Origin of the sequence: Acidithiobacillus sp. HP-11 (assembly GCF_015100075.1) — a bacterium.
In the GTDB taxonomy this organism is placed as follows: Bacteria; Pseudomonadota; Gammaproteobacteria; order Acidithiobacillales; family Acidithiobacillaceae; genus Acidithiobacillus; species Acidithiobacillus thiooxidans.
Map to the genome: position 1 here is coordinate 17,190 of NZ_JACKYY010000020.1, position 12,414 is coordinate 29,603.

13 protein-coding genes are annotated in these 12,414 nt (G+C 53.7%); all 13 read right to left on the minus strand.

The window, feature by feature from the left end:
- Positions 1-75: 75 nt before the first annotated feature.
- The 13 genes from H7F08_RS07660 to H7F08_RS07720 all read right to left on the minus strand — a co-directional run bounded on the left by H7F08_RS07660 (position 76) and on the right by H7F08_RS07720 (position 12,411).
- Positions 76-918, minus strand: a complete 843-nt coding sequence (locus tag H7F08_RS07660; protein ID WP_142088488.1) for an Hsp33 family molecular chaperone HslO — start codon at positions 916-918, stop codon at positions 76-78.
- Positions 911-1,696 carry a tRNA 2-thiocytidine(32) synthetase TtcA gene (locus H7F08_RS07665; RefSeq protein WP_010640242.1) on the minus strand — a complete coding sequence of 262 codons (786 nt, stop codon included), beginning with the start codon at positions 1,694-1,696 and terminating at the stop codon, positions 911-913. Before H7F08_RS07665 ends, H7F08_RS07660 begins: the two co-directional genes overlap by 8 nt.
- Complete coding sequence (gene rfaE1, locus H7F08_RS07670; RefSeq protein WP_142088486.1) at positions 1,693-2,634, minus strand: D-glycero-beta-D-manno-heptose-7-phosphate kinase; 942 nt, start codon at positions 2,632-2,634, stop codon at positions 1,693-1,695. Before rfaE1 ends, H7F08_RS07665 begins: the two co-directional genes overlap by 4 nt.
- 1 nt (position 2,635) lies before the next feature.
- The gene (locus H7F08_RS07675) at positions 2,636-3,958 is read right to left on the minus strand and encodes a UDP-glucose dehydrogenase family protein (protein ID WP_142088483.1); all 1,323 of its coding nucleotides are present in this window, start codon (positions 3,956-3,958) and stop codon (positions 2,636-2,638) included.
- Positions 3,959-3,961: 3 nt separating this feature from the next.
- Positions 3,962-4,351 (minus strand): holo-ACP synthase, encoded by a 390-nt coding sequence (acpS, locus tag H7F08_RS07680; protein WP_142088480.1) that lies wholly within the window; start codon positions 4,349-4,351, stop codon positions 3,962-3,964.
- The gene (gene pdxJ / locus H7F08_RS07685; RefSeq protein ID WP_075322526.1) at positions 4,348-5,073 is read right to left on the minus strand and encodes a pyridoxine 5'-phosphate synthase; all 726 of its coding nucleotides are present in this window, start codon (positions 5,071-5,073) and stop codon (positions 4,348-4,350) included. The genes acpS and pdxJ overlap by 4 nt, the downstream gene beginning before the upstream one ends.
- A 19-nt stretch (positions 5,074-5,092) precedes the next feature.
- The gene (gene recO / locus H7F08_RS07690; protein ID WP_010640233.1) at positions 5,093-5,833 is read right to left on the minus strand and encodes a DNA repair protein RecO; all 741 of its coding nucleotides are present in this window, start codon (positions 5,831-5,833) and stop codon (positions 5,093-5,095) included.
- Positions 5,823-6,737 carry a GTPase Era gene (gene era / locus H7F08_RS07695; protein ID WP_024893895.1) on the minus strand — a complete coding sequence of 305 codons (915 nt, stop codon included), beginning with the start codon at positions 6,735-6,737 and terminating at the stop codon, positions 5,823-5,825. Before era ends, recO begins: the two co-directional genes overlap by 11 nt.
- Entirely contained in the window at positions 6,730-7,410 is a 681-nt protein-coding gene (rnc, locus tag H7F08_RS07700; protein WP_010640229.1) for a ribonuclease III, read from the minus strand. The genes era and rnc overlap by 8 nt, the downstream gene beginning before the upstream one ends.
- A 327-nt stretch (positions 7,411-7,737) precedes the next feature.
- A complete protein-coding gene (locus H7F08_RS07705; RefSeq protein WP_031572325.1) occupies positions 7,738-8,154 on the minus strand; it encodes a DUF4845 domain-containing protein in 417 nt (138 codons plus the stop codon).
- Between the two features lie 85 nt (positions 8,155-8,239).
- On the minus strand, positions 8,240-9,031 hold the full coding sequence (gene lepB, locus H7F08_RS07710; protein ID WP_024893897.1) for a signal peptidase I: 792 nt from the start codon (positions 9,029-9,031) through the stop codon (positions 8,240-8,242).
- Between the two features lie 19 nt (positions 9,032-9,050).
- The gene (lepA, locus tag H7F08_RS07715) at positions 9,051-10,853 is read right to left on the minus strand and encodes a translation elongation factor 4 (RefSeq protein WP_031572326.1); all 1,803 of its coding nucleotides are present in this window, start codon (positions 10,851-10,853) and stop codon (positions 9,051-9,053) included.
- Positions 10,854-10,956: 103 nt separating this feature from the next.
- On the minus strand, positions 10,957-12,411 hold the full coding sequence (locus H7F08_RS07720; protein ID WP_142089064.1) for a DegQ family serine endoprotease: 1,455 nt from the start codon (positions 12,409-12,411) through the stop codon (positions 10,957-10,959).
- Positions 12,412-12,414: the final 3 nt, after the last annotated feature.

Sequence of the window (12,414 nt, forward strand, 5' to 3'; positions counted from 1 at the left end):
CACTGAGGATTGGTAATCATAACGTAGAAGCAGCCAGAGCACCAATCAGGAAATTCTCCTCAGGGGACACAAAAATCAGTGCAGAGGGTGTTCCGGCGCAAACATCAAGGCCACTTCCTCTTCACCAAAGCGGTACACTTCCTGACAATATTCGCAGGTCACCACTATCTCTCCCTCACTTTGAAGAGTCTCTTCCGCTTCTGTTTGCCCCAACGAAATCAGCATGCGTTCCACTTTTTCGGGGGAACAGGAACAGGAGAAAAACAGGGCTTGTGGCGTATGCAGTCGTACCGCCGAATCGGGGAAGATTTCCGGCAGGAATTGTTCCGGTTTTGCCTGTAGCAGTGACTGATCTGAGCCAATGGCTATGAATTGGGTCGCCAGTTCCCAGTCTTCCGCAGCCAGCACGCCAGGCAGGCGTTGCAGAAAATAGCCGCCCGCCTGCTGCCGTTGGGGATCAGCGACCAGGCGAAAATACGCGGGGGACTGCACTGATTCAGCAAAATAGGCATTCAGGGAAAGGGTGAGACTTTCGCGCAGCTCAACCAGTCCCTGATAACGCTCCCGATCCATGCCCATATCCACGGTAATAGCCAGCAGGGCATCAGGCAAATGTGACAAGTCCACCGAGACGCCCTCCTCCCAATTACCATAGGCACGCATACCTCCGGCAGCCGTCATCTCCGCGACCAGAAGTTTGAGCGGACCTTTGCTTTGCGCCTGAATAATCAGACGTTCATAATTTTTCTGGGTGGTAGCCAATAAGGCCAGACCTACCAGCGCTTCGCCCAATAATTGGGCCATGTCGTCCTGTCCCTTGAAGCCCCGTAACACCCGGGCATAAATCTCGTCAAGGCGGCAGCGCGCGCCGCGTAATGGTAGGGTTTCCCAGTAAAAGACTTGTGAAAAATCAGTCATGCTCATCCTCAAAATGCAAATCTTCCAGACCCGTTCCCATCAGCGGCTGCAAGGCGCGCTGAAGCTGCTTGAACAAGCGCGGATCATGGGCTTCCTGTTGCGCCAGCAGTTCTTTCATGTGTTGGCGTTCTGTGGGTTTGCCAAAACAGGCCGGACAGTTCTCATAAATGACGGGTAATTTTTGTTCTTCAGCATGCTGGCGCATCTGTCGTTCGCGACAATACACCAGCGGACGAATGACCCGTAAATCCCCTTCCCTGACGCGATAATGGGCTTTCATGGTCCGCATTTCGCCATTATAAAACATGGACATGAAAAAGCTTTCGGCAAAATCATCGAGATGCTGCCCCAAAGCGAGAACATTGTAACCTTCGCGGCGGGCGCAGCGATAAAGGACTCCCCGGCGCATGCGCGCACAAAAGCTGCAGTAAGAGGGACGCAACAGATGCTTTTTGGCCCGCTCGTAAATATCCTGTCGCTCCAGAAAATAAGGAATACCCAAGGATTCAATGTAAGGCAGCAGCACTTGCGGATCATAGTCGGGGCTCATAGGGTCAACGGTCGCCACCCCCAGCTCAAAGGGTACCGAAAATTGCCGCTGCATGGCACGGAGCATATGCAGCAACGTGAGCGAATCCTTACCCCCAGAAAGCGCCAACAGTATGCGGTCACCGGGCTGGATCATGCGAAAATCAGCCACCGCACGGCCAATGCGCCGCTGCAGCAACTTGGGTACAGGCAGACGTGGCACGACAGAAGAATCGGGGTCTTGCTTCATTCGTCGCCCTGGGCAGCCAGTTCTTCGCAACTGACGACGGCCGCACCCAATTTGCCGACCACAATGCCTGCCGCCCGATTAGCCAGCTCTACCGACTGATCCATGGGCCATCCGGCGGCCAGGGCCGTCGCCAGGGTGGCAATGACCGTATCCCCGGCACCGGTCACATCAAATACTTCACGCGCCCGGGCGGGATGATGATGAATGGCATTTTCGGTGAACAGGGTCATCCCCTCCTCGCCGCGTGTGACCAGGAGCGCTTCCAGCTGCAATTTCTGGCGCCATTCCCGGCCAAGCGCCAGAAATTGTTCTTCACTGGTCCAGGTCCCTGCCACCGCCTGAAATTCATTCAGGTTGGGCGTAATAATGGTTGCTCCGGCATAGGGACGATAATCCCGTCCTTTGGGATCAATCAGCACCGGCAGGCCTGCCGCCCGCCCGGACGCAATCAGGGATTCGACCGCCTGCAAGGCTCCTTTTCCATAATCGGAAAGCAGCAAGGCACCCGCACCCGTCAATATTTCATGGGCCGTGGCGCGGATATTTTCCCCATGCTCGGGGCTGGGTTGTGATTCAAAATCCATGCGCAGCAACTGCTGTTGATGGCCAATAACCCGTAATTTCACCGTGGTCGGGTAACTGGCATCAGCGATGAGCCGGGTTTTGACACCAGCCTGCTCAAGAAGGCGGGTCAGCTGAGCCCCCGCAGCATCCTGGCCGACTGGCGCCAGCAAATGCGCCTCGGCCCCCAGGGAAAGCACGTTCAGCGCCACGTTGGCGGCACCTCCCGGTCGCTCTTCTTCACGACGAACCTGTACTACGGGCACCGGCGCTTCCGGCGAAATACGATCGACCTTGCCAAACCAGTAACGATCCAGCATCACGTCGCCAATGATGGCGACCCGGGCCTGAGCGAGATTATCCAGTGCATTCAACATATCAAGGCCGTCCAATGGCAGAATAGACAAAGCCCTCTGCCCGCAGCACCGTCGGTTCATAAATATTGCGGCCGTCGACAATGACCGCCTGACGGAGAAGCCGACGCATTTCAGCAAAATCCGGACTGCGAAACTCCTGCCATTCCGTACAGATAACCAGGGCATCCGCGCACTCGCAGGCCGCATAAGGATCGACGCAAAGGGTCAGCGCTGACTCCCCGGCGTATACCCGCCGAACCTCATCCATTGCTACAGGATCATAGGCCTGCACCGTGCCGCCTCTTTTCAGGATACCCGCAATTAGTGCCCGGCTGGGGGCCTCGCGCAAATCATCCGTATTGGGTTTGAAGGCCAGGCCCCATATGGCAATTTTTTTTCCTTTCAGGTCTTCGCCGAGGACGGCTACCAGTTTTTTTTCCAGAATCTGTTTCTGGCGATTATTGACGGCTTCTACTGCCGTAAGCAGCGGGGCGTCAAAATCATGTTGCCTGGCGCTGTACTCCAGGGCGCGTACATCCTTGGGAAAACAGGACCCCCCATAACCACAGCCTGGATAAATAAACGAATAACCAATGCGGGGGTCCGCACCAATGCCCCGACGTACCTGCTCAATATCCGCACCTACACATTCGGCCAGTCCTGCCAGTTCGTTCATCAACGAAATTTTGGTGGCCAACATGACATTGGCAGCATATTTGGTCAGTTCGGCGGAAGGTGGGTCCATGATAATGAGACGGTCATGATTACGATTAAAGGGTGCATAAAGAGCGCGCATTTTTTCGGCAGCAACGGGGTCATCGGTACCCACCACAATCCGGTCTGGTTTCATGAAATCCCCTACCGCCGCACCTTCTTTCAAAAACTCTGGGTTGGAGACCACCACGAAGGGGATATCCACCCCGCGCTTTGTCAGGGCGGCCGCAATATGATCCTGTACTTTGCGCGCTGTTCCCACCGGGACCGTGGATTTGTTGATGACAATCACCGGATTCTGAAGATGCTGACCAATTTCACCCGCGACAGCCAGAACATGACGCAGGTCCGCAGAGCCGTCTTCTTCGGGTGGAGTGCCTACCGCAATGAATACAAAATCGCCATGCGCAACACCTGCAGCAATATCCGTTGTGAACTGCAGTCTTCCACTTTTGACCCCATCCTGCACAATGCCCGGCAAGTCGGGTTCGTATATGGGGACTTCAGCCTGACGCAAACGCGCTACCTTATCCGCATCAATATCCACGCAAAGTACCTGATTACCGACCTGGGCAAGGCAGGCTCCAGTTACCAGACCCACATATCCGGTTCCAACAACCGTTACTTTCATGCGTTAAGCTCCTAATTCCAGAATGACCACCGCAGTGGCATAACGCCGTTCATCACTGATGGAAAGCCAGGTACGCACCTCCCTTCCCCATTGCGCCAGCAATTCTCCGGATTTCCCCTGCATCAGCAATTGCGGGCGGCCGGCAGCGTCGTGGGTGACCTGGACGTCCGACCAGCGCATACCTTCACCCAGACCGCTTCCCAGCGCCTTATAGGCCGCTTCCTTCGCGGCAAAACGACGTGCCAGAAAAGCCGCCGCAGCGGCCGCTTCACAAGGCAGATCAGTACGCTCCAGAGGGCCCAGAATGCGTTCATTCAGACGCAGACCATAGCGGGCGTGCAGACGGGCCATACGCTCCACAGCCACAATATCGGTGCCCATTCCGACAATCATCCACGGGCCTCAAGCATCAATCGCTTCATTTCCGTAACAGCAGCCCCAAGACCGCTAAATACTGCATGGGAAACAATGGCATGACCAATATTCAACTCACGAATACCCGGAATGGCAGCAATCGCCTGGACATTATGGTAATCCAGCCCATGCCCGGCATTCACCTGCAGCCCCAGGCTTTCTGCAAAATTGACCGCACTGCCAATCAAACCCAGTTCTTCAAGACGTTTTGCCGTATCGGTCGCATTGGCATAGCGACCAGTGTGCAATTCCACCACCGGGGCACCCGTTTCCGCCGCTGCTTCCAGCTGGAAAGGGTCCGGATCAACAAACAAAGACACTCTCACCCCGGCCTGGGCCAGACGCTGGCAGGCTTCCTTGATGCGTGGCATTTGTCCGGCAACATCCAGTCCGCCTTCGGTCGTCAGTTCGGCGCGCCGTTCCGGCACCAGACAGCAATCACTGGGAGACAGTCGCTCGGCAATGCGCAGTACCCCTTCTTCCACGGCCATTTCCAGATTGAGGCGGGTCTGCAGGATCTGGCTGAGAATCTCGATGTCCCGATCCTGAATATGGCGACGATCTTCGCGTAGGTGCGCAGTAATGGCATCGGCTCCGGCGCGTTCAGCGACAAAAGCCGCTTCGATTGGGTCGGGATATCGGGTACCCCGCGCCTGGCGCAGGGTGGCCACATGATCAATATTAACACCCAAGGCAATCATGGATGATGCTCCTCATGGTTCAGGTTGATGCGCTACGCTTATGGCGTTGCAAGTATGCCGCAAGGAGGCGTCGACTCTCCAGTGCCTTGCTGCCGAGATGGACCTGCAGTTCACGTTCCAGGTAATTTCTCAAGTGCGCATTATAGCCTGAAGCCGGCGCGCTGTTCATCGGGCCAGCAAGCCATTGCAAGGCTTCTGCAGGAATGGTTACAGACCCTTGTTCTGGTACATGGCGAGGACAGAATACCCCTGCTTGAGTCAGGTAAGACCATTTGCTGTCGGGTGTCAGGGTGATACCACATTGTCCACAATGGTTCAGATCTGCCGCCCAGCCCAAGGCTTCGAGCAGATGCCGTTCGTAGCGTCGCAGATTCCAGGCGATTGCTGCGACATCTTTCAAGCCCTTGATAGTGGTTTCGTACTGGTCAAAAAACTCGGGAAATGGATCAGCACGCTGGGTGAGGCGCAACAGTAACTCGTTCATATAAAACAAGCTCAGGTTTTGCAAAGTATTCAGGGGATGTACGGCAGCCAGTTCTTCGGCCTGGATCAATAAGGGGAGATCCCCTTTCCCTTGCCAGCGTATCCACAGCGGTCGCCCCGCTTCAATTCTGGCAAGTGGCGAGCGGGGACGTCGTGCGCCCTTGGCCAGCAGCCCCAGACGTCCTTGTTTTCGGCTGAAAAACTCTACCACCAGGCTCGAGTCCCCATAAGCATAGCGGTGCAATACCCAGGCCCGATCACCGGACTCAGTCGTCATACCCCAGCTCACGCAAAATATGGGGATCGTCCGTCCATTGCTCTTTTTGTTTGACCCAAAGGCCCAGCCAGACACGTTCTTCGGTCAACTGCTGCAATGCTTCCCGGGCACGACTACCAATAACCCGCAAGCGACTGCCACCCTCACCAAGAATGATGGCTTTTTGACCTGAGCGCCGACAGTAAATGGTCGCCTCAATACGCTGTTGTCCGTTTTCAACCTGATAACTATCAATGGCAACAGCCGTGTCGTAAGGTAATTCTGCGCCTAACTGCCGGAAAATCTGTTCACGAATAATTTCCGCTGCCATGAAACGCATATTCCGATCCGTGACCTGATCTTCAGGAAACACCGCTTCCGAAAGGGGTAATAACGGAATCAGTACATCAGCCAATCGTTCCACATCCCCGGTTTTACGCGCTGACAGAGGAATGACTGCGGCGAAATCAGCGCGTTCGGACAAACTCTGCAAGTAAGGAAACAGACGCTCTTTGGTCTTGATTTTGTCTATTTTATTGACCACAGCCAGTATCGGAATGCCACTACGCTGCAACCAGCGCAGGGCTTCTCCATCATCAGCTGTCCAGGCTAGGGCCTCCACCACCAATACACCCAGATCTGCCGACTCCAGGGCGCCTCGCGTTGCTCTGAGCAGGTGCCTGTTCAGGCTACGGTAACCACTATGAACACCCGGGGTATCCAAAAACAGGGCCTGACCATCAGATCGGGTTAAAATGCCCAGAATCTGATCACGGGTAGTTTGTGGACGGGGGGCCGTAATACTGATTTTTTGCCCCACCAGATGATTGAGCAGGGTAGATTTCCCCACATTGGGGCGGCCCAGCAGGGCTACATAACCACTCCGGTAGGTTTCGACGCGGTCCTGATCAGTATTTTCAGCCACGCGGCGTGTTCTGCAGTTGCGTAAGCATCAATGTAGCCGCCTGCTGCTCGGCTTTGCGCCGACTGCCATCTTCTGCTTCCGTCGGCTCAATCCCGGGAACGCTACAGCGCGCCACAAACCGCCTTTCGTGGGCCTGCCCTTTTTCTTCAATGAGCGTATAAATCGGCAGGGGTCGCCCTCGACCCTGCAAAAACTCCTGCAAACGGGTTTTGGGGTCGCGTAATTCAGCATCACCCAACTGATCGGTAATACGCGGTTCCAACAACTTGAGGACAATGCCTTCAGCAGCACTGAAGCCTCCATCCAGAAAGGCCGCACCGATGACGGCCTCCAGGGCGTCGGCGCGAATGGAATCGCGCCGCGCGCCACCACTGCGCACTTCGCCCGGACCCAAAATCAGATAATCCGCCAGGGCAATTTCACCGGCAATTTCCGCCAGAGTTTCTTCGCGCACCAGCCGTGCGCGCATACGGGACAAATCCCCTTCGCTCACCTTGGGGAAACGACCAAACAATCGGGCCGCCACCACAAAATTAAGGGCAGCATCACCCAGAAATTCCAGTCGTTCATTATGTGCAGATCCAGCACTACGATGCGTCAATGCCTGGGTGAGCAAACCCATTTCGGCAAAGCGGTATCCCAGCCTTTTTTGCAGTATATCCAGCGAACCCATAACCCCATTCTCAGTTATTTTGAAACAAAAAAAGCGCTATCATACACGGAAAGAACAGGTCGCGAATACTCCAAAAGAAACTACAGAGGCTGGTGATGCGCTGAGCTGATCTTGAATATTCCTGAAAGCGGTCTTGGTCCTGGAGGCTTTGCAGCGACTTTTGTTCTGAGCCGTTGTTGTTCTTGGCGAAATCCAGCGCCCGTCAGGAGAGCTGTTTGAGCCCGTAGGGCGAGTTCTCTCCTGACAGCAGGATGAGCCTTAGAACAACAGGCAAGGAACAATGGAGCAAAAAGCTTCCCGGACCACGACTGCTTTCAGACAAAGGCTTCAGTGACCGCCCTTTGCCTGGAAATGCAGAAGCAGGCTCATATTTCCTGCCAAAGGCACTATTTTGTCATAGGTAACAGTAATCAAAACCGGTCCAGAGCCCGCTTTTTCAATAACAATGTCTTTTTGTGGAATATGGATCATGGCGACACCCAGTCTTCCGTTCAGATTGTAGAGTATTTGTCCGGCGGATTCTTCGGGTCCGGCCTCTTGCGCCTGTTGCTTGACGATGTTTTGTAAGGACCAGTAATCATAGTAGCTGGGCATCACTTTCACGACAAAAGCAATGGCCAGTACCAGCATCAAAATCCAGAAAATCACCCCGATAAGACCGATGCCAGCCTCCGGTGATAGTCGCTCAGCAGTGTTTTGGGGCAGACTGCCGAACTTGCGGACGAATGGATTATAAACTTGCATTGAAGGAATCTCCCGAAATTCTGGATGGACTTATGCCCGCTAGTTAGACGCCAACGATGCTTTATGCAAGTGTATTCAACAAGAATTAATGCTGTCCATCCAGCGAACGGCCAATTTGCTTCCAACGAATAGACCAGTCTTCTGCATCCCAGGAAAACCAGACGAACATGGCTTTACCGACAATATTGCGCTCTGGCACTACACCCCAGAAACGACTGTCATTACTGTTGTCACGGTCATCTCCCATCATGAAATAGGAATGGGGGGGGACTTTATAGGGTCCAAAATCCATCTGGGCTTCCGGCGTATCAAACTCGATAATGTGAAAATGGTGGCCACCCAATTCCTGGGCATATTCCTTGGTGGGAATGACCATGCCCTCGGCACCCTGTCCTTCTGGACGGTAATTAAAATTCCCGATAAATTTTTGCGGAACCAGTTTGCCGTTGATGTAGAGGTCATTACCCTTCACTTCGATTGTATCGCCAGGAAGACCAATCACCCGTTTGATATAATCAATACGGGGATTTTTGGGATAACGAAACACCATGATATCTCCGGCTTCTACCGGGCTGCCCCGGGTTAAGGGGGTATGAATCAGGGGTAGTCGCAAACCCCACTGAAATTTGTTGACCAGAACAAAGTCACCGACCCGAAGGGTTGGAATCATCGAGCCCGATGGGATCTGGAACGGTTCAAACAGAAAGGAACGAATTAAAAAGACAACGAGAAGCACCGGAAAAAAACTGCGCGCATATTCTACAATGAGAGACTCACGGGTTTCCTTGTCGCGCCTGCGCCGCAGAAAAACAATATCTACCAGCCAGATCAGACCAGATAACAGCACCGCCAGAAACAAACCCAAAGTAAAATCCATTGACGTTTTTCCTTCCTTTTTAGCGTTTATCGCTCTTGAGTACCGCCAGAAAAGCTTCTTGCGGAATTTCCACGTGTCCAACCTGTTTCATACGCTTTTTGCCCTCTTTCTGCTTCTCCAGCAATTTTCGTTTACGGGAAATATCTCCACCATAGCATTTGGCAAGGACGTTTTTACGCATTGCCTTGACGGATTCACGGGCAATAATTCGGGCACCGATCGCCGCTTGTATGGCCACTTCGAACATTTGTCGGGGAATAAGTTCACGTAAACGGGTAACCAGCTCACGCCCGCGACGCTCGGAAACATCGCGATGGACAATCCAGGACAGGGCGTCCAGCTTTTCGCCATTAATCAAAATATCCATTTTAACCAGTGGGCCGCTTTCAAAACGGGCAAACTCGTAATCCATGGAGGCGTAACCGCGACTAACCGATTTCAAACGATCAAAAAAGTCCAGGACCACCTCATTATGGGGCAAGTCATAGCGCAACATCACCTGCCCACCGGTAAATTGCATGTTTTTCTGCTGGCCACGCCGTTCTTCGCACAAGGCAATCACCGGCCCCAGATAGGTTTCCGGTACCAGAATATTGGCGCTGATTACCGGCTCCTGAAAATCGGCGATTTTCTGAACAGGGGGTAATTCTGCGGGATTGGAGATTTTCAGAGTCTGCCCATCGGTGGTAATCACCTGATAAACCACGGTGGGTGCGGTGCTGATGAGTTCGAGCTGATATTCCCGTTCCAGGCGTTCCTGAACAATTTCCATATGGAGTAAGCCGAGAAACCCACAACGGAAGCCAAAGCCCAAAGCCTGCGAAGTTTCGGGTTCAAATTGCAGGGCCGCATCATTCAGACGCAATTTCTGCAAAGCTTCACGAAAATCCTCATAATCGGATGAATCAACTGGATACAAGCCGGTAAACACTTGCGGTTGCACCTCGCGAAATCCCGGCAAGGCCTGAGACGCTGGCCGATCCTGTTCAGTCAGGGTATCGCCTACCCGCGCGCCTTCAATACTTTTGACGCCGGCGATAACAAACCCCACGGCCCCTGTTTCCAGTGCCGGCACGATGAGCGACTTTGGAGTAAAAACCCCTACCTTTTCAACCACATAATTTTTCTGGCCAACCATGGTCACAATCCGCTGACCGGGCCGGATGGATCCGTTCATGACCCGCACCAGCACCACGGTACCCAGATAATTGTCAAACCAGGAGTCGATGATGAGCGCCTGCAAAGGGGCGTTGGCATCGCCTTGAGGAGCCGGAATCCGTTCAACCACTTTTTCGAGGATCTCGCGAATACCGATGCCTTCCTTGGCGCTGGCCTCAATGGCGTCATCAGCGGGGAGTCCGACAATTTCCTCAATTTCCGTACGCACCCGGGCCGGATCTGCCGCTGGAAGATCAATTTTATTGAGCACCGGAACAATTTCGAGATCATGCTCCAAAGCCGTGTAGCAATTAGCCACACTTTGGGCTTCCACCCCCTGGGAGGCATCTACCACCAACAAAGCCCCTTCACAGGCTGCCAGGGAACGGCTCACTTCATAGGAAAAATCCACATGACCTGGCGTATCAATCAAATTGAACTGATATTCCTGTCCATCTTTGGCCTTGAATTGCAGACGCACACTTTGCGCCTTGATAGTAATGCCCCGTTCTTTTTCAATATCCATGGTATCCAGTACCTGACTGGACATTTCCCGCTCGGTCAGGGCACCGCACAAGCGGATAAACTGATCAGCAAGCGTGGATTTACCGTGGTCCACATGGGCAATGATGGAAAAGTTACGAATATGTTGCTGCTCAGTCATATACCCTTAAATCCCTGACAACCTGACAGGTCTCACTGTCTTGATCGACACCATAACAAAAAGGGCTGGTACATACACCAGCCCCGGACGATTTCTCTATGCTTCAGTGCGGAAGTGAAAGCACTATATAGAAGCTACCGTCACCACGACGCACCAGTACGGGAACTGGCTGCCCGGCAGGCAGAGAAGCTACCAGCTTTTGCAATGTACTGACGTTATTGACGGGCTGTTGCGCCACCTGAAGAATGACGTCTCCCGGGCGAATGCCTGCTTCCGCCGCAACCCCCGGTGCGACGCCCAAAACCAGCACGCCAGTATTGACGTTCAGTTGCTTGCGGGCTTCTGCCGTCAACGGGCCCACTTCAATATGCAGCCGCTTGATTTCACCTTTCTGGGTTTGGGCATCAGGAGCAGCTGTCTTGTCCGCCGCTTTGTCCATATCCCCGGGCAAACTTTCAACGACAATATTCAGGGTCATGGGCTTACCATCCCGAATAATTCCCAGTTTTGCCTTGAACCCGGCAGGCAGCGCTCCAACCATGGGCGGCAACTGGCCCGAGTTGTAGATGGCATGCCCGTCAAAGGAAACAATCACGTCCCCGGGACGCAAACCCGCCTTGGCGGCCGGGCCATCGGGCACCACCTGGGATACCAGGGCCCCTATCGGTTCTTTCATGTGAAAGGATTTGGCGAGATCCATGCTGACATCCTGAATCATTACGCCCAGCCAGCCGAAATGTACCTTCTGATGCAGCTTGAGTTGTTTGACCGCATCCATGGCTACATTGATGGGGATCGAAAAAGATAAACCCATGTAACCGCCACTGTTGGTATAAATCTGGTCATTAATCCCAATGACCTGACCGCGCATGTTAAACAACGGACCACCGGAATTACCCGGATTGATGGGTACATCGGTCTGGATGAAGGGAATATAGGGGTCATCCGGCAATGGCCGGGCAGTAGCACTGACGACTCCCTGAGTCACGCTGTTCTCAAAACCAAAAGGAGAACCTACTGCCAGTACCCACTGCCCTACTTCGAGCTTGCCGGAATCACCAATCTGAACCGTCGGCAGATTATTGGCATCAATTTTAAGCAGCGCCACATCCATACGGGTAGACAAGCCCACCAGATGCGCCTTGTACTGGTGATGATTGGTGAGGCTGACGATGATTTTCTGGGCACCCTTGACCACGTGCGCAGCAGTGACAATGTAACCGTCCGGGCTGACAATAAAGCCGGAACCCAGCGATTGGACCTGATACTTATGACCGGGAGCCGCACCTTCTCCCTGATCACTACCCGGTTGTCCCGGCGCACCGAAAAAAGGGGCAAAAAACTGGTTGAGCGGTGAATTGGGCGGAAATGGCGAACCAGCACTGCGGGCCACCTTGGTTTCCGTGGTACTGATGTTCACAACCGCAGGACCATATTGCTTCACAATAGGCGTAAAGTCAGGAAGCGCAACCATTGACGCCTGCGTTGGGGCCGCAACAGCCGCAACCGGAAGCATTCCACCCACACCCAAAGCCAATCCCACACATAGCGCCACCATTGG